Source organism: Agrobacterium bohemicum (assembly GCF_002896715.1).
Classification (GTDB): Bacteria; Pseudomonadota; Alphaproteobacteria; order Rhizobiales; family Rhizobiaceae; genus Agrobacterium; species Agrobacterium bohemicum.
In genome coordinates this window covers 461,167-478,714 of record NZ_PGEL01000028.1, presented here as the reverse complement: position 1 = coordinate 478,714, position 17,548 = coordinate 461,167, and the positions used below count along the sequence as shown (strand labels likewise).

Sequence of the window (17,548 nt, the reverse complement as noted above, 5' to 3'; positions counted from 1 at the left end):
CGTCTTCACCTTTGCTGCACCGTCCTTTGCGCAGGGCGTAACGGTCACAACAACAGAACGCGTTATCCGCCAGCCGGTGCGCGAAGAATACCGTCCTCGCCATCACCGTGCACCACGCGATTGCTTCGTCAAGAAGGTTCGCACCCAGCATCACGGCCGGGTTGTTATCAAAAAGACGCGCGTTTGCCGTTAATTGGTCTAAGGCGATAGTTCGAAAAACGGGCGCATCATCCGCGCCCGTTTTTNATGTGTCGTGAAGAATATGGGCGGCTTTCACAGCTGCTGACGCACGGTTCTCAACGCCGAGTTTGACGTAGATCTGTTCGAGATGCTTGTTTACCGTGCGGGCGGAGAGGCCGAGAATTTCGGCAATGTCGCGGTTGGCCTTGCCCTTTGCGATCCAGAGCAGAACCTCGGATTCCCGCATCGTCAGCGCGAAATGCTGTCGCAGCAGCACATCAGCAGGTTTATCGTTTGCCGCTGTGAGACGGAACAGGTGTTCGTCCGGTCCCATTGCTCCGAGAAATGTCAGTTGCAGCGTTGCGCGCTCGGTTTGCTGAATGATGAGCGGTGCGTCTCGAAGCCCGTCATTTTCCCGATTTNCAAGCCATTGAGCGACATGGGCGGACACGATATCCAGACCATCGTCGCTGCCAGTTGCAGCGTTGACCAGCCGTGTGGCTTGTGGCGTCGACCAGTGGATCGAGCCATTGCTGCGAACCGCCAGAAGATGGCGCCCAGCGGCATCGAGTGCGACACGTGCGCTTTGCGCAGAGCGGGCATTGGCGAGGTGAACACGAATGCGCGCCCGCAATTCGTCGATGTTGATCGGCTTGGTCAGATAGTCCACCCCGCCGGATTCCAATGCGCGCACGACATGCTCGGTCTCGGTAAGACCCGTCATGAAAATAACCGGCACCTGCGTCAAGGCGGCGTTGGACTTGAGGCGCGCGCAGGTTTCAAATCCATCCATCGCAGGCATGACAGCATCGAGCAGAATGATGTCTGGTGTGATGCGGTCAGCGATGTTGAGTGCTGCTTGACCTGAGGTGGCGATCAGTACCGAAAAGCCTGACTGTTCCAAAGCGTCGGTTAGAAATCCCAGTGTATCAGGGCTGTCATCCACCAGCAGCACGATATCTCTGGGGTGCGCCGTCATCTGCACGCTCATGGCTGACGCTCCTGTGTCATGTCGTCACCTTCGAAGCTGGAGAGAAATGCGGCGTAGCCCGCCATATCGAAGACCTGGACGTAGGTGTTCAATTTATCGGTGAAAGGTTGGTTGTCGGCATCACGTGCAAGGTCGGCAAGCTTGGCTTCTATGCCGCGTATGTAACCGATCTCGCCCAGCTGCCGCAAATCCTGAATATGCGATTGTCCCGGCGTTTTTATCACGGCTTTGACGGGCTTTGGCGGGGGCGGNACGTCCGCTTCATAAATCCAGCTCAGGCCCAGATGCACCGCGAGTTTATCACAGAGCTGACGGATATCGACAGGCTTTGCAATCGTGTCAGTGTGGTTATCCTCACCAGCACCGGCAATGGAGCCATCGCCGATATTGGCCGAGAGCATGATGAGAGGTGCTGTCTGGCCCGCTTCGCGCAGTTTCGTGACGAGCTGCCAACCGCTCATGCCGGGCATGGAGATGTCGATAAGGAAGAGATCGGGTTTGACACCTTCGATGAGGGTAAGGCAATCCGGGCCGCTTTGCGCCGTCAGGACAACGAAATCGAGGGGCCCGAGAACTTCCCGCATCAGTTCGCGATGGTCCTCATTGTCATCGACCACAACGATGGTGCGACGTGGGCCGGAATAGGAGACGATGGTTTTTNCCGGGGCAGGGGCGGTGCTGGGACGATGAACGGCCGAGAGCATCAACCGCACCTTGAAGGTAGAGCCTTTGTCCTTTTGGCTGACGACGGAAATTTCGCCGCCCAGCGTGTTGGTCAAAAGCTGGGTGATGGTGAGTCCAAGGCCAAGGCCCGGCATGGGGCGAATGCTTTCGGCTTCACCGCGCTGGAAGGGCTCATAAATGCGGCTTAAATCCTTCTCGGCAATGCCGCGTCCGGTATCCGAAATGGTGAAGGTGGCGACCTCGCTGCGATAGGTGACATCGAAATTGACCGTGCCTGCATCGGTGAACTTGATGGCGTTGGAGAGAAGATTGACGAGGATCTGGCGCAGGCGTTTTTCGTCTGTACGCACATATTGCGGCAATGCGCGGGTGCGCTGATGGAGCAACTCCAACCCTTTTGCCTGCGCCTGTGGGCGGAATAGATCGATGATCTGGTCGAGGAAATCCTGAATGTTGATTTCATTGGAATAGACCTGCAGACGGCCTGCTTCGATCTTTGAAATATCCAGCAGGCCATCGATCAGTCCCGAGAGATGATCTGCGGAGCGACGGATGACCTTTATGGCGGACTGGCGCGGTTGCGGGATCGTTTCGTCACGCTCGAGGATTTGTGCGTAGCCGAGAACGGCGTTGAGCGGCGTGCGCAATTCATGACTAAGGCCAACCACATAACGGCTTTTTGCGCGGTTGGCAGCTTCAGCCGTGTCCTTGGCGTTCTGAAGTGCCGCATCCGTTTTCTTATGTGCAGCAATTTCCTTCAGTAAAAGCGTGTTCTGCCGCGAGGATTCTTCTTCCGCCACCACGCGGCTATCGTGGGCGAGAACGAGAAACCAGCAAACGATGCCCGCTATGACGGCAAAGACGAAGAAGACGGCGAGGATCGTGCGGTTGACCACATCGACAGTGGCGGGCGAGGCGGTGCCCACCTGATGCGCGATGAGCGCCAGCGTCGCGCCGAGGACCGCGATGGCAAGTGCTGCCGACATGGCGTATCGGCCTAATCGGCTTGAGAGACGGGAAACCAGATCATCCGGTAAGAACGTGCGTGCGACAGTGGCGACCTGATAGTTCAGCTTGGCTTTTGGCTTGCACATATCGTGGCAGCGGCTATCCAGCGAGCAGCAGAGCGAACAGATGGGCGCGGCGTAGGCCGGGCACCACGCCATGTCTTCCGGCTCGAAAGGATGTTCGCAGATGGAGCAGGTAATGCTGCTTTCCTGCTTCCACTTTTGTCGCGGCTTGCGGGCAAGGTAGAATTTGCCCTTGGTGCCCCAGGCGAGTAATGGCGAAACGGTGAAGGCGACGACGAGGGTGAGATAGGGTGCAAGCGATGCGGCGAGTGTCCCGAACAGTCCAAAGTGGGCGCTGAGAGCGATGGTCGCGGCCAGCGCCATGGTGCCGACGCCCACGGGGTTGATGTCGTAAAGATGCGCGCGCTTGAACTCGATGCCGGGTGGCGCAAGGCCGAGCGGCTTGTTGATGAAAAGGTCGGCGGAGATGGTGCAAAGCCATGCCATGGCGATGATGGAGAAGATGCCGAGCGTTTCTTCCAGCAGCCGGTAGATGCCGAGTTCCATCAACAGCAGCGCGATCAGCACGTTGAACACCAGCCAGACCACGCGACCCGGATGGCTGTGTGTGAGACGGGAAAAGAAGTTCGACCACGCCAAAGACCCGGCATAGGCGTTCATGACGTTGATTTNCAATTGCGAAACGACAACGAAAGCCACCATCAGCAACAGAGCGGCGTTTTCGTTTGGTATCATATAGCCAAAGGCGGTGAGGTACATCTGCGAGGGATCGGCAGCGCGATCCACCGGAACGCCGGAGCTGAAGGTCAGGACGACAAGAAAAGAACCCGCCAGCAGTTTCGGCACGCCGACCAGAACCCAACCAGCACCTGCCAGAAACACGGCAAACCGATGCCGCAGCTTCAGCTTGCCATCCGCAGGCAGGAAGCGCAGGAAATCCACCTGTTCACCAATCTGCGACATCAGTGCCAGAATCACGGCGGATGCGGCTCCGAACTCGATCAGGTTGAAATCAGCCGTTGTTCCAGGCGGGCCGGAAGCGTGGTGAATGCCTGCGAATGCGCGCCACACATCGAACTTTTCCCAGTCCAGAAATGCGATGAAGATGAAGGGCAGGACGTTGAGGATGATCCAGAAAGGCTGGGTAATGATCTGAAAGCGGCTGATGAGCCGCACGCCGTGAGTGACCAGCGGAATAACCATGATGGCCGAGATGATGTAGCCGATCCACAGGGGTATGCCGAGCGCCAGTTCCAGCGCGCCGGACATGATCGATGCCTCGATAGCAAACAGCATGAAGGTGAAGGCGGCGTAGATGAGCGAGGTGATGGTTGAGCCGATATAGCCAAAGCTCGCGCCGCGCGTCAGCAGGTCGATATCGACACCGTAGCGAATGGCATAACGGCTGATCGGCACGCCCACGGCCAGCATGACGGTGGCGGCGACGAGAATGGCGTAAAACGCGTTGGTCGTGCCGTAGGACAGAGTGATCGCGCCGCCGATGGCTTCCAGCGCCAGAAAGGAAATGGCGCCAATGGCGGTGTGCGAGATGCGGCTGGAGGAGAATTTCCGGGCGCTTTTGGCAGTAAAGCGCAGCGCGTAGTCTTCGAGCGTCTGGTTGGCGACCCAGCGATTATATTCGCGCCTGACGGGNATGATGCGTTGCCGTGCGGCCATGCCTAAAANCCAGCGCCTTTTTNGGGGTGATGCTCAATTGTGCACATTCGGGCTAACGGGTTTGGTTTGCAAGAGAATTACGGCTTCACCGGGCTCAAAGGCGCACTGACATGCCGCCATCCACTGTCAAGACGTGGCCGTTGACGAAGGAGGCCGCATCGCTGGCCAGAAAGAGAGCCGCTCCGGCGATTTCATCCGGTTTTCCCCAGCGTTCCAAAGGCACGCGGAGCTTGGCGAAAGCCATCATATCCGGGTCCTCCGCGAGCGCGGCATTGGTTTCTGTCGCGAACATACCGGGTGCGATGGCATTGCTTGTGATGCCGCGCGCGCCATACTCCACAGCGATGCTGCGCATCAATCCGGTCAGACCCTGCTTGGCGACGGGGTAGATCGCGTCACCCGGCTTTACCACATGACCTAGGATGGAGGTGATGGTGATGATGCGCCCGTAGCCGTTTGCGTTCATGGCTTCGGCTGCATCCCGTGACAGGCAGATGGAAGAGGTGAGGTCGGTGCGGATGAGGTCCAGCACGTCATCGTCTTGGAAGTCACAGAGCGGACGTCGGTCTCGTGCGCCAACATTGTTGACGAGAATATCGAGGTGCCCGGCCTCTTTCATGACTCGGTGAACGAGGTTGCTGCCAGCGGCGGTGTCAGTGATATCGAAGGCAGCATAGTCCGCTTTGCCGCCGGCTTCACGAAGGCTGTTGGCCGATTTTTCCAGCGTTTCGGCATTGCGCCCGGTCAGCCAGACATGGGCTCCCGCCTCGGTAAAGGCCTTGGCAATTTCAAAGCCGAGGCCGCGCCCGCTGCCGGTGATGATGGCCGTGCGGTTTNCCAGCGAAANTTTTTGGAGAATGCCCATCGCTCACCGTCCCGATTTATTGGTTACGTCAACGCGGAGAATAGGCCGCGTACGAGGGAGGGAAAGGTCAACCCAGCGAGCAGCCGTTCGCAATTGCAAACTCTGGACACAAAAATGGCGTCACCGGAACGAGCGACGCCATCTTCTGATTTATCAGGCAGCAGCAGACTTTGCGAGCGGCACTTCAGCAATCGTCTGGAGGACGACGGAAGCGATCTGGTATGGGCAACCCTGGCTGTTCGGACGACGGTCTTCGAGGTAGCCCTTGTAGCCGTTGTTGACGAAGGAGTGCGGAACGCGGATCGACGCACCACGGTCAGCGATGCCGTAGGAGAACTTGTTCCAAGGCGCTGTTTCGTGCTTGCCGGTCAGGCGCAGATGGTTGTCCGGGCCGTAAACGTCGATGTGCTCTTTCCAGTTCTTTTCGAAAGCAGCCATGAGCGCTTCGAAATATTCCTTGCCGCCAACTTCACGCATGAACTTGGTGGAGAAGTTGCAGTGCATGCCGGAACCGTTCCAATCGGTATCGCCGAGCGGCTTGCAATGGAATTCGACGTCGATGCCGTATTTTTCGCAAAGGCGAAGAAGCAGGTAACGAGCGATCCAGATCTGGTCGGCAGCGCTCTTGGAGCCCTTGCCGAAAACCTGGAATTCCCACTGACCCTTGGCCACTTCGGCGTTGATGCCTTCGTGGTTGATGCCGGCTTCGAGGCAGAGATCGAGATGCTCTTCAACGATTTCACGAGCGATGGAGCCGACGTTCTTGTAGCCGACGCCTGTGTAGTATGGACCCTGTGGAGCCGGGTAACCCTGCTCAGGGAAGCCGAGCGGACGACCGTCTTCGTAGAAGAAGTATTCCTGCTCGAAGCCGAACCAAGCGCCTTCGTCGTCAAGGATGGTTGCGCGGCTGTTGGATGCGTGTGGCGTAACGCCGTCCGGCATCATGACTTCGCACATGACCAACGCGCCGTTTGTGCGGGCTGGGTCTGGATAGATGGCGACGGGCTTCAGCACGCAATCCGAGCTATGGCCTTCGGCCTGCATCGTGGAGGAGCCATCGAAGCCCCAGAGCGGAAGCTGCTCGAGTGTCGGGAATTCGTCGAATTCCTTGATCTGCGTCTTGCCGCGCAGGTTTGCTACCGGCTTGTAACCATCCAGCCAGATGTACTCGAGTTTGAACTTAGTCATTACGAACCTCTCATAGGTTAAGATGCGAAGCCTTGATATCCTTCTGCGAGTAAAACCGTTTTCTCAACCGTTCCCGCTTTCAAGTGCTGTTCTTACAGAAGCATGCGCCGTGCCAGTTTCGCTATTGAGATAAGATCGTCTTCATTTTTTNGCAGTAAAGTGATTCTCAAGAGTCAAAAATCAGCGAAAAGCCAAATGTCACAAATTGGAAAAGCGTGCAATTTCCGATGCTTTNGCAGGGGCAGGCGCTATTTTTGGTCAAAANTGATGCCGTTTTAGCGTGTGAGCTCAATTTTCCCGCAAAAACTTCGCGATTTGAGTCGATATCTGCATAAAGACTGTTCTTTAGATCAAACTGATGATGCGCCGCCTAATTTTTAGGCTTATTGATATTTTTTNAATCAGATGGGGTGCTTTTCAGCTTTTTTGAGAGTATATTCCAAGTGAAGCAACAATGCCGGGTATTCAACGAAAGAGTGAATGTCATGAGAAGCGAACCACATATGGAGAGCGCCACAATCTACCAGTTTCCCGTTGGCGGCCGTTCAGGCTTTAAGGGACTGCGTAACGATGCTATTTTGAACGGTCCTTCGGTCACAGCACCGAAGACCCATATCGACTTCGATAGCTGGTATCATCAGGAAGCGATCCTGGAAANTTCTGACACCGACAAGCCGCACAACTGAACGCTTGATCTCCAGCATGTCTCGGCGCAATCAGATGAGCGCCGGGAGGAATGGGCGAGCGTTCCGGTTTCGCCACCCCACCTACGTCAATTGACGTATACGGTTTTGCAGATGCGAGACCGATAGTCCCCTCCAGCAGCGGTAAAATAATCGCTGAGCCCAAAGAGGCTGAACAGGAGAGGGGTCCTTCCGATGACTTTCAAAACAACACGCATGGGCAAGAAGATGCTGACCGGCGCTTTGCTCGGTGCCATTTTATCCACCACCGCGTTCCATGGTGCTTTTGCCGCTGACGACACCATCAAGATCGGTGTTCTGCATTCGCTGTCCGGCACGATGGCAATTTCCGAAACGACGCTCAAAGACGCGATGTTGATGCTCATCGATGAGCAGAACAAGAAGGGTGGCGTTCTCGGTAAGAAGCTTGAAGCCGTCGTCGTTGATCCTGCATCCGACTGGCCGCTCTTTGCTGAAAAAGCTCGTCAGTTGATTAGCCAAGACAAGGTCGCCGCCGTCTTCGGTTGCTGGACGTCGTCTTCGCGCAAATCCGTTCTGCCAGTTTTCGAAGAGTTGAACTCGATCCTCTTCTATCCCGTGCAGTATGAAGGCGAGGAATCCTCCCGCAATATTTTCTACACCGGTGCTGCTCCTAACCAGCAGGCGATTCCAGCGGTCGATTATCTTGCCAGCACAGAAGGTGTCGAGCGCTGGGTTCTGGCGGGTACGGACTATGTCTACCCACAGACGACCAACAAAATCCTCAAGGCCTATCTGGAATCCAAGGGCGTGAAGCCTGAAGACATCATGGTCAACTATACGCCATTCGGTCATTCCGATTGGCAGACCATCGTCTCCGACATCAAGAAATTCGGCTCTGCCGGCAAAAAGACCGCCGTTGTTTCCACCATCAATGGTGATGCCAACGTGCCTTTCTACAAGGAACTGGCAAACCAGGGCGTGAAGGCCGAAGACATTCCAGTGGTCGCCTTTTCTGTTGGTGAAGAAGAACTCGCCGGTCTCGATACCGGCCCGCTGGTTGGCCACCTTGCAGCCTGGAATTATTTNCAGTCCGTCGATAGCCCTGTGAATGCCGAGTTCATCAAGGAATGGCATGCCTTTACCAAGAACGACAAGCGCGTGACCAATGACCCGATGGAAGCCGCCTATATCGGCTTCAACGCATGGGTGAAGGCTGTAGAGGCTGCGGGCACGACTGAGACCGACAAGGTTCTGGACTCGATCATCGGTGTCTCGGTTCCGAACCTCTCCGGCGGCTACGCCACTGTCATGCCGAACCACCACATCACCAAGCCAGTGCTGATCGGTGAAATCCAGTCGGACGGCCAGTTCGAAATCGTTCAGCAGACCGCGCAGGTCGTGGGTGATGAGTGGTCGGACTACCTGCCGGACAGCAAGGACCTGATCTCCGATTGGCGCAAGCCGATGTCGTGCGGCAACTTCAATGTCGCTACGGGCAAGTGCGGCGGTAAGGGGATGTAATATTGAGGAGGTTTGAGGCGCATCGATAAGGAGCGCCTCTTCCCACTCCAACGTCATCATCCTCGGGCTTGACCTGAGGATCTGCTTCCGCTGCTCCGCGCTCGTTGTCAACGTGGTTAGATCCTCGGGTCAAGCCCGAGGATGACGTCGAGAGAGTGGATCTCCCGGCAGGGCAGAGGGGGNTGAGCCACACCCACGACGCTCAAACACCCACACTGAAGCACCGTAAATTGAGGAGCTGACATGACGATCCGATTTCTTCTTCGAGCCATGTTTCTATGGCTGACGCTTGGGATCGCCGCTCCATCCTTCGCCCAACAAAGCGATCCCAAAGCGCTGATAGATGCGCTGGGTACCGCCGACTTCAAGCAGGCTGAAACGCTGACCGGACAGATTGCCGCAACCGGAGACCCGCGTGTGGTGCCCGCTCTGGAAGCCTATGCCGAGGGTGATCTCTACGTCCGCAAGGCCGACAATCTGGTTTNCATGGCCAAAGTCGCTGGGGCCAATTTCACGCTGATCGATCCTTTGACGGGGGTCAGTGCTGGCGAGGTGCCAAAGGCTGCCGTGACCAAGATCAGGGTCAACAATAATCTTCGCCGTGTCATTCGCGCAGCCCTTGGTGGCTTGACGCTGCTCAGCCCCGACAAATCCGTTCGTCTTTCTGCCGCCGACGCCGTTTTGAAAGCGCCGAGCGCTGAAANCCTGCAATTGCTGGAAGCGGCTCTTGCCAAGGAAATGGATGCCCAGGTGCGTACTCGCATGGAAGAAGCGCGCGCCGTTTCGCTGCTGGCCTCTGATCGCTCCATTGAGGAAAAGCGCGCTGCCATCGAGACCATCAGGAGTTTGGGTGGACGCGGTGCAATCAGCATCCTGATGGCTGCTGCGCCTGTTACCGACGCCAGCCTGAAACCCGATGTCGATGCCGCGATTTCCCATATCGAAAGCACGCTTGCGCTCTGGGACGCTGGACAGAACATCTGGTACGGCCTGTCGCTTGGTTCCGTTCTACTACTTGCGGCCATTGGCCTTGCCATTACTTTTGGCGTGATGGGCATCATCAACATGGCGCATGGCGAGATGGTGATGATCGGTGCTTACTCCACCTTCATGGTGCAGGAGGTGATCCGCAGCAATTACCCTAGTATGTTCGACTGGTCGCTGACAATTGCGCTGCCTGTGGCGTTTCTGGTTACGGGTGCTGTGGGCCTCGTGATGGAACGTGGCGTCATCCGCTTTCTCTATGGCCGCCCGCTGGAAACCCTGCTGGCGACATGGGGTATCTCTCTTATCTTGCAGCAGGGGGTGCGCTCCATATTCGGGCCAACGAACCGCGAGGTGGGCAATCCCAGCTGGATGTCCGGCTCCTTCAGTGTCGGTTATCTCAACTTCACCTGGAACCGCGTCTGGATCGTCTGCTTCTCGCTATCGGTGTTTTTCGCCCTGCTTCTGCTTTTGAAGCGCTCCGCATTCGGTCTGCAAATGCGTGCCGTGACGCAGAACCGGCGCATGGCATCGTCCATGGGTATTCGCACACCGTGGGTCGATGCTTTCACCTTTGCGCTCGGCTCCGGCGTCGCCGGGCTGGCTGGTGTTGCGCTCTCACAGATCGACAACGTTTCGCCCAATCTTGGCCAGTCCTACATCATCGATAGCTTCATGGTGGTGGTGTTCGGCGGCGTCGGTAATCTCTGGGGCACGTTTGTCGGGGCGCTGACGCTCGGCGTACTCAACAAATTCCTTGAGCCGACGGTCGGTGCGGTTCTCGGCAAGATTCTCGTCCTCGTCCTCATCATCCTGTTCATCCAGAAGCGGCCCCGTGGTCTCTTCGCACTTAAGGGAAGGGCGATCGAAGCATGATTACCGGCTTTCTCCTTCGCGCGCTCGACCGCCGCATCTCCATTGCCATCGGCATCATTCTGGCCATTGCGCTGCTGGTGCCCGCTTCCAATCTGCTCTTGCCCGCAGACAGTGCGTTTCGCATTCCGACCTACATCATGTCGATGCTGGGCAAGTATCTGTCCTATGCCATTCTGGCACTGGCGCTCGATCTGGTGTGGGGATATTGCGGCATTCTCTCGCTCGGTCATGGCGCGTTCTTTGCGCTCGGCGGTTATGCCATGGGCATGTATCTGATGCGGCAGATCGGCACGCGCGGCACCTATGGTCACCCCATTCTGCCTGATTTCATGGTCTTCCTGAACTGGAAGGAACTTCCGTGGTTCTGGCATGGCTTCGACATGTTCTGGTTTGCCATGCTGATGGTGCTGGTGGTACCGGGTTTGCTGGCCTTCGTGTTCGGCTGGCTCGCCTTCCGCTCTCGAGTCAATGGCGTCTATCTCTCGATCATCACCCAGGCGATGACCTATGCGCTGCTGCTGGCCTTTTTCCGCAACGACATGGGTTTCGGCGGCAATAACGGCCTGACGGATTTCAAGGATATTCTCGGATTTTCCGTGCAGGCGGATGGTACGCGTGCGGTTCTGTTTGCCATGACGGCCATCATGCTGGCGCTGTGCCTGATGATCGCCTCCGGCATCGTCAATTCCAAATTCGGCAAGGTATTGGTGGGCGTTCGTGATGCCGAAAGCCGCGTGCGCTTCCTGGGTTTCCGGGTTGAGAACATCAAGCTCTTCACCTTTGTCGTCTCGGCCATGATGGCGGGTATTGCTGGAGCCTTGTTCGTGCCCCAGGTCGGCATCATCAATCCCGGCGAGTTCTCGCCAGCCAATTCCATTGAAGTCGTGGTCTGGACGGCAGTCGGCGGGCGCGGCACGCTGATCGGGCCGATCCTGGGTGCTGTCTTGGTCAATGGTGGCAAANGCTATTTCACCGGGGCATTCCCTGAATTCTGGCTGTTTGCGCTGGGTGGATTGTTCATCGCGGTCACGCTGTTTTTCCCCAAGGGCATTGTCGGTACTGTCCAGCACCATCTGGCAGGGCGGCGCGAGAAGCGGCAGGTGGCGTCCACTGAAGCTGCCAAGACGGCGCAACAGGCAGCGGAGTAACGGATATGAATACGGTCTCTGAAANCAGAACGAAAAGCCTGCTCTATCTGGATGGCGTGTCGGTCTCCTTCGATGGATTCAAGGCACTGAACTCGCTGTCCTTCGTGGTCGAGCCCGGCGAACTGCGGGCTATCATCGGGCCCAATGGGGCGGGCAAGACGACGATGATGGACATCATCACCGGCAAGACGCGCCCCAACAGTGGCACGGTGCTGTTTGAGGACAGCATCGATCTCACCAAAANGGACGAGGCCGATATCGCCCGGCTCGGCATTGGCCGGAAATTCCAGAAGCCGACTGTGTTCGAGAGCCACACCGTTTGGGATAATCTGGAGCTGGCGCTGAACCGCAAGCGCGGTGTCTTCGCCACGCTGTTCTACACGCTGACGAAAGACGACAAGGCGCGAATCGAAGAAATTCTTGCCACCGTCCGCCTTGGCCACCGTCGCGATTCTCTGGCGGCCAACCTTTCACATGGTCAAAAGCAGTGGCTGGAGATCGGCATGCTTCTGGCGCAGGAGCCGAAGCTGCTGCTGGTGGATGAACCCGTGGCGGGTATGACAGACGCGGAAACGGCAGAGACGGCCGTGCTGCTCAAGGAAATCGCCAAGACCAGATCCGTGGTGGTGGTCGAACACGACATGGGCTTCATTCGCGACCTCGGCGTGAAGGTCACGTGTCTGGCGGAGGGCTCGGTGCTGGCTGAAGGGTCGATCGATTTCGTGTCGAACGACCCGAAGGTCATCGAGAATTATTTGGGGCGATGATGGTGAGGTTCGCGCGCGTGACACGCCCCGCTGCCCTGCCGGGCATCTCCCCCTCAAGGGGGNAGATCGGCTCGGAGTTGACCTCGAATCTCTTTCGAACGTTGCAAATTTGGCAGCGTGCGAGCGGCATTTGGATCTCCCCCNTCGAGGGGGAGATGCCCGGCAGGGCAGAGGGGGGTGAGCCACACCCAAAAACCATAATGGGAGCGACATCATGCTAAGCGTCGACAACATCAATCTTCATTATGGCGCAGCGCAGGCTTTGCGTGGCATTTCGCTGAACGCGGAAATGGGCAAGATCACTTGTGTGCTTGGTCGCAACGGCGTGGGTAAAAGCTCATTGTTGCGCGCCGTCACAGGTCAGCACGCGACAAGTGGTGGAACGATCAGCTTCGGCGGCGAAAGTCTCAATGGTCTTGCGCCCTACCAGCGCGCCAAGCGTGGTGTCGGTTATGTGCCGCAGGGGCGAGAGATTTTTCCGCTTTTGACCGTGCAGGAAAATCTGCAATCGGGCTACGCGCCGCTGCCACGCAAAGAACGTTTTATTCCCGATGATATCTTCAGCCTGTTTCCCGTTTNAGAATCCATGCTCTCGCGTCGAGGTGGAGACCTTTCGGGCGGTCAACAGCAGCAACTTGCCATCGGTCGTGCGCTGGTGACGCGCCCGAAAGTCCTCGTTCTGGACGAACCGACCGAAGGCATTCAACCGTCGATCATCAAGGATATTGGCCGGGCGATCGAATATTTGCGGGATTCCACCGGCATGGCGATCTTGCTGGTCGAGCAGTATCTGGATTTTTGCCGAGAGCTTGCGGACTACGTCTATATCATGGACAGGGGCGAGATCGTTCACCAAGGCCTGGCTGAAACATTGGATACGCCAGAGGCAAGACGGCATCTGACGGTGTAAANTATGGCGCCTTTACGATCACGAAGAGATAAAATTCAAACAATATTGTGAATACTCATGCATCTTTGCATGGCATTCATGCGCAGTTTAAGCGTTTCCTTGAGTATAGAGTTGTGTTATTTCCACGCAAAATGCAGCGTACGAGACACAGTGGTTCAACATCCGTATGCCGCGCTCCGTCAAACCCTTACATTCCACGCATTTTCCGGCATAGTGTCGGGAGACTGTGCCAATAAAGGCGTGCTGATGATATCAATGACTGCTTCCAGCCGGTTTGTCCGTGCTGCCCGCCCGCTTCGCGTTTTCGTTGCGAGCTTTGCCATACTCACAGGCATGAGCGCCGCAGCATTAGCCTCAAGCTGCGGTCAGAATATGGAACCGGGCCGTCACGCGTTTTCGCTGACGTCTGAAGGTTCAAAACGCACCGGCGTCTATTTTGTTCCGTCTTCTTATGATGGACAGAAGAAATTGCCCGTCGTCTTTGATTTTCATGGAAGCAACAGCAACCCCAACGGACAGATTGATCGTAGCGGCTGGGACAAACTGGCCGAACGCCAGGGCGTTGTCGTGGTTGCACTTCAAGGCAGTCTTGATGGCGATCTTCCTGGTACCCATGCCTGGAACGTGCCGGGGGTGACCACGCGCAAGGGCGGGCTTGATGAGCCCGGCTTCATTCGCGATGCCATTACGATGGTAAAATCTAAATTCTGCGTCGATGAAGAGCGCTTCTTTGGCTCTGGATATTCCGGCGGCGGACGCATGCTGTCGCAGTTCATCTGCAGTGGTAATCGGGATTTCACAGCAGCCGGCTTCGTTGCTTCGTTGCGCGCAGGCTCTCCCGTTGAAAACTCTGGCAAGTGGGTGCCGGATACTGCGAGTTGCGCACCCGCAAAGCCAATGTCGATCATCGCTTTCGCAGGCTTGAAGGATCCGGCCAACCCCTATCAAGGCGGCGGCAAGGCCTACTGGCAGTATAGCGGCGAAACGGCCTTGAAGCGCTGGGCCGAGATGGATGGCTGCAAGGGTGGCGCGAAGAGCAAGGCAACCGACAGTTTCACCTTCAACTCCTACGATGTTTGCAAGAGCGGTGCGCGTATCCACTCATACGTCATCGATGCCTGGGACCACGCATGGCCACGCGCCACGATGAAGACAGAGGTCATCGCCTCTGCCGCAGCCGTCATGCGCAAGCCGACGAGTGATGTCGCCGGCAAGGTGCAGCCAGCCGTTGATCGTAAAATCTCCACAGGTGATACGGCTCGACAGATTGATGCAGCCGAAAGAATGTGGGACTTCTTCCAGAATACGGAAGGGCAGATGGTTGTCGATGCAACGTCAAAGGCAGATTGCTCTGTGAAAGCGGTTTCCGCATCCGCGAATGCATCGGAGACGACGTGCAGCCAGACCAGCAAAGTATTGAGCAACCCCGTCCGCAACGTGCCCGTGGCCGAGGACGCATTGTAACAAAAGCCCTGAACGGGCGCAGCCGTCTGGACCAGTTGTTTCAGGAAGGCTGTGCCAAAATCAGGCTACCCGATACATTCTCCAATGAAATGGAAGCGATCCTCATCAATTCCTCCGGTGGCTTGACCGGCGGTGATGAATTGGAGTGGCAGGCCGTCGCGGGTGCTGGCACATCGCTCGTGGTTACCACGCAGGCCTGTGAAAAAGTCTATAAGGCAGGCGCTGGCACAGCAGCCGTTACTGCCCGCATCACAGTTGGCCCCGGCGCTAAACTGCATTGGCTACCCCAGGAAACCATTCTGTTCGACCGTGCCTCGCTAACCCGCAGGCTGGAAGTCGATATCGATGCTTCCGCCGAGTTCATTGCCGTCGAAGCCATTCTCCTCGGACGTCAGGCCATGGGGGAAGCGATGAAAGAGGGCCTGCTACGCGACCGATGGCGCATTCGCCACGGCGGCAAGCTCATCCATGCCGAAGAGCTTCGTCTTGATGGGAACATCGGCGAACTGACGAAGACGGCCTCTGTTCTCTCCGGTCAGGTGGCGTTCGCTACCCTGTTCTATATCGGTCCTCTCGGGGAGGCGCTCCTTCCAAAAATCCGCGATATACTGGGTTCTTCCGGCGGTGCCAGTGAATGGCAGGGAAAGCTCGTGGTTAGAGTTTCTGCGCCAGATGGCTTCACATTGAGAAAAATGCTGTTTCCGATCATTTCGCTCTTGCGAAATGGCGCGCCAGTGCCGAAAGTCTGGAATCTCTGATGCGCGAATTGAATAAGAGTTCGAGCGTCCTTTATGCGTTATAAAGAACGCATGGCGCTCTAGAAACGGGACGACGATGAACCTCACCCCCNGAGAAAAAGACAAGCTTCTGATTTCCATGGCCGCAATGGTGGCCCGTCGCCGTCTGGAGCGCGGTGTCAAGTTGAATTACCCCGAAGCGATTGCCCTGATTNCCGATTTCGTCGTGGAAGGTGCGCGCGATGGCCGTGCCGTATCGGAGTTGATGGAGGCTGGCGCGCATGTCATCACCCGTGATCAGGTCATGGAGGGCATCGCCGAGATGATCCATGACGTGCAGGTTGAAGCGACGTTTCCCGATGGCACCAAGCTGGTGACTGTCCACGAACCCATTCGCTGAGGAGCGGTACCATGGCGCTAGACCTTCGCCCAAACTGCGAATGCTGTGACAGAGACCTGCCGCCCGATAGCCTCGATGCAATGATGTGCTCGTTTGAATGCACCTATTGCCGTGACTGCGCCACATCCGTGCTGAACGGCACATGCCCCAATTGCAGTGGCGAACTGGTGCGGCGTCCGGTGCGTCCAGCGTCAAAACTGGTCAATAATCCGGCGTCGACAAAACGTGTCTTGAAAGCAGAAGGCTGCGCACCGGTCAAAGCGGCGTGACGATAAAGGAAAAANTCATGATTCCAGGTGAAGTCATTGCGGCAGAGGGTGAGATCGAGCTAAATGCGGGTCAGCCCACCATAACGATCGAAGTTGCCAATACTGGCGACAGGCCGGTTCAGGTCGGCAGCCATTACCACTTTGCGGAAACCAATGCCGCTCTGGATTTCCAGCGTGACAAGGCGCACGGTATGCGCCTGGATATTCCCGCCGGAACCGCAGTTCGGTTTGAGCCCGGCCAGAAGCGCGAAGTGACGTTGGTTCCGCTTTCCGGCAAGCGGGAAGTCTACGGTTTTCGCAAACTCGTCATGGGGAGGCTGTGACAATGGCTACAGAACATTATCATGGAAGCTGCCAGTGCGGTGCGGTGAGCTTTGAAGTCGATGCCGACCTGGACAAGACGGTGACGTGCAATTGTTCTCGCTGCAAACGTCTTGGCTCTGTGCTGACCTTCGCGCCAAAGGATAAATTCACGCTGCTTTCCGGTGAAGATCACCTGAAAGAATATCTCTTCAACAAAAAGCAAATTCACCACCTCTTCTGCGGCGATTGCGGCATCGAAAGCTTTGCTTACGCCACAGCGCCTGACGGCAGTGACGTCGTCGCGGTCAATGCCAATTGTCTCGATGGCGTTGAATCCCGCGCGCTGAAATCGCATGCCTATGACGGTGCGTCCGTATGACCTCTGGTATCAGGACGTTCCGCTTCTCATGTGGCCTTGCGTTGCTTTGCTGGGCGTTGTCGTCTTCCACATTCGTTGATGATGCCCGCGCCCAGGACACGCCGAATTGTGCCGAACCGACGACACAGAGCGATATGAACAGCTGCGCGGCTCTCGATTATGAGAAGGCTGACAAGGATCTGAACAAGGCCTATCAGCAGGTTCGCAAAAAGATGGGCGATTGGGACAAGAGTGCTGATGATGACAGCAAAGGTGCGGTCGAAGCACTCGTTGCTGCCCAGCGCGCCTGGGTAGAGTTTCGTGATGCGAACTGCGAAGCGTCCGGTTTTCAAGCCCGCGGCGGATCGATGGAGCCGATGCTCGTTTCCTCCTGCCTTGCCGATATGAGCACCAAGCGCGCCGAAGAACTACGCGAGCTTTCGGAAGGTTTCTGATGGTGGTGAGTGTCGCCCATCTGTCGATATCAGAAGCCAATGGCCGCCCTGCCGGCATCTTTAGTCTATCGCTTT

16 protein-coding genes and 1 pseudogene are annotated in these 17,548 nt (G+C 56.8%); 13 read left to right on the top strand and 4 right to left on the bottom strand.

Annotated elements, in window-relative coordinates:
• Window positions 1-253 precede the first annotated feature (253 nt).
• The 4 genes and pseudogenes from CUC55_RS20930 to CUC55_RS20915 all read right to left on the bottom strand — a co-directional run.
• A pseudogene (locus CUC55_RS20930) lies at window positions 254-1,171 on the bottom strand (response regulator); the annotation flags it as partial.
• The gene (locus CUC55_RS20925; RefSeq protein WP_103089030.1) at window positions 1,168-4,563 is read right to left on the bottom strand and encodes a hybrid sensor histidine kinase/response regulator; all 3,396 of its coding nucleotides are present in this window, start codon (window positions 4,561-4,563) and stop codon (window positions 1,168-1,170) included. The gene CUC55_RS20925 and the pseudogene CUC55_RS20930, both read right to left, overlap by 4 nt.
• 94 nt (window positions 4,564-4,657) lie before the next feature.
• On the bottom strand, window positions 4,658-5,428 hold the full coding sequence (locus CUC55_RS20920) for an SDR family oxidoreductase (protein WP_103089029.1): 771 nt from the start codon (window positions 5,426-5,428) through the stop codon (window positions 4,658-4,660).
• Between the two features lie 153 nt (window positions 5,429-5,581).
• Window positions 5,582-6,616, bottom strand: a complete 1,035-nt coding sequence (locus tag CUC55_RS20915) for a glutamine synthetase beta-grasp domain-containing protein (protein ID WP_067644538.1) — start codon at window positions 6,614-6,616, stop codon at window positions 5,582-5,584.
• A gap of 485 nt (window positions 6,617-7,101) precedes the next feature.
• On the opposite strand from CUC55_RS20915, the gene CUC55_RS20910 reads away from it, so the two are divergent.
• From CUC55_RS20910 to CUC55_RS20845, 13 genes are all read left to right on the top strand, one after another.
• The gene (locus CUC55_RS20910) at window positions 7,102-7,302 is read left to right on the top strand and encodes a DUF2735 domain-containing protein (protein WP_103089028.1); all 201 of its coding nucleotides are present in this window, start codon (window positions 7,102-7,104) and stop codon (window positions 7,300-7,302) included.
• A gap of 213 nt (window positions 7,303-7,515) precedes the next feature.
• On the top strand, window positions 7,516-8,802 hold the full coding sequence (gene urtA, locus CUC55_RS20905; RefSeq protein ID WP_103089221.1) for an urea ABC transporter substrate-binding protein: 1,287 nt from the start codon (window positions 7,516-7,518) through the stop codon (window positions 8,800-8,802).
• Window positions 8,803-9,045: 243 nt separating this feature from the next.
• Entirely contained in the window at window positions 9,046-10,662 is a 1,617-nt protein-coding gene (gene urtB / locus CUC55_RS20900) for an urea ABC transporter permease subunit UrtB (protein WP_103089027.1), read from the top strand.
• Entirely contained in the window at window positions 10,659-11,810 is a 1,152-nt protein-coding gene (gene urtC, locus CUC55_RS20895) for an urea ABC transporter permease subunit UrtC (RefSeq protein ID WP_103089026.1), read from the top strand. The genes urtB and urtC overlap by 4 nt, the downstream gene beginning before the upstream one ends.
• Before the next feature lie 5 nt (window positions 11,811-11,815).
• Window positions 11,816-12,577, top strand: a complete 762-nt coding sequence (urtD, locus tag CUC55_RS20890; RefSeq protein ID WP_103089025.1) for an urea ABC transporter ATP-binding protein UrtD — start codon at window positions 11,816-11,818, stop codon at window positions 12,575-12,577.
• A gap of 214 nt (window positions 12,578-12,791) precedes the next feature.
• Window positions 12,792-13,487 (top strand): urea ABC transporter ATP-binding subunit UrtE, encoded by a 696-nt coding sequence (urtE, locus tag CUC55_RS20880; protein WP_103089023.1) that lies wholly within the window; start codon window positions 12,792-12,794, stop codon window positions 13,485-13,487.
• Window positions 13,488-13,742: 255 nt separating this feature from the next.
• Window positions 13,743-14,951: a CE1 family esterase gene (locus tag CUC55_RS20875; protein ID WP_067644557.1), complete on the top strand. Its 1,209-nt coding sequence runs from the start codon at window positions 13,743-13,745 to the stop codon at window positions 14,949-14,951.
• On the top strand, window positions 14,882-15,709 hold the full coding sequence (locus tag CUC55_RS20870; RefSeq protein ID WP_067644559.1) for an urease accessory protein UreD: 828 nt from the start codon (window positions 14,882-14,884) through the stop codon (window positions 15,707-15,709). Before CUC55_RS20875 ends, CUC55_RS20870 begins: the two co-directional genes overlap by 70 nt.
• A gap of 76 nt (window positions 15,710-15,785) precedes the next feature.
• Window positions 15,786-16,088: an urease subunit gamma gene (locus tag CUC55_RS20865; RefSeq protein WP_103089022.1), complete on the top strand. Its 303-nt coding sequence runs from the start codon at window positions 15,786-15,788 to the stop codon at window positions 16,086-16,088.
• An 11-nt stretch (window positions 16,089-16,099) separates the two neighbouring features.
• Window positions 16,100-16,357, top strand: a complete 258-nt coding sequence (locus CUC55_RS20860; RefSeq protein WP_082760146.1) for a DUF1272 domain-containing protein — start codon at window positions 16,100-16,102, stop codon at window positions 16,355-16,357.
• A 17-nt stretch (window positions 16,358-16,374) separates the two neighbouring features.
• Window positions 16,375-16,680: an urease subunit beta gene (locus tag CUC55_RS20855; RefSeq protein WP_067644563.1), complete on the top strand. Its 306-nt coding sequence runs from the start codon at window positions 16,375-16,377 to the stop codon at window positions 16,678-16,680.
• 2 nt (window positions 16,681-16,682) lie between these two features.
• The gene (locus CUC55_RS20850) at window positions 16,683-17,039 is read left to right on the top strand and encodes a GFA family protein (protein ID WP_067644565.1); all 357 of its coding nucleotides are present in this window, start codon (window positions 16,683-16,685) and stop codon (window positions 17,037-17,039) included.
• Entirely contained in the window at window positions 17,036-17,473 is a 438-nt protein-coding gene (locus CUC55_RS20845) for a lysozyme inhibitor LprI family protein (protein ID WP_067644566.1), read from the top strand. Before CUC55_RS20850 ends, CUC55_RS20845 begins: the two co-directional genes overlap by 4 nt.
• Window positions 17,474-17,548: the final 75 nt, after the last annotated feature.

Excerpts from the sequence above, each read along its gene's own strand:
- CUC55_RS20855 (WP_067644563.1), top strand. The coding sequence starts at position 16,375 with ATGATTCCAGGTGAAGTCATTGCGGCAGAGGGTGAGATCGAGCTAAAT.
- CUC55_RS20860 (WP_082760146.1), top strand. The coding sequence starts at position 16,100 with ATGGCGCTAGACCTTCGCCCAAACTGCGAATGCTGTGACAGAGACCTG.
- CUC55_RS20915 (WP_067644538.1), bottom strand. The coding sequence starts at position 6,616 with ATGACTAAGTTCAAACTCGAGTACATCTGGCTGGATGGTTACAAGCCG.
- CUC55_RS20850 (WP_067644565.1), top strand. The coding sequence starts at position 16,683 with ATGGCTACAGAACATTATCATGGAAGCTGCCAGTGCGGTGCGGTGAGC.
- CUC55_RS20845 (WP_067644566.1), top strand. The coding sequence starts at position 17,036 with ATGACCTCTGGTATCAGGACGTTCCGCTTCTCATGTGGCCTTGCGTTG.
- CUC55_RS20875 (WP_067644557.1), top strand. The coding sequence starts at position 13,743 with ATGACTGCTTCCAGCCGGTTTGTCCGTGCTGCCCGCCCGCTTCGCGTT.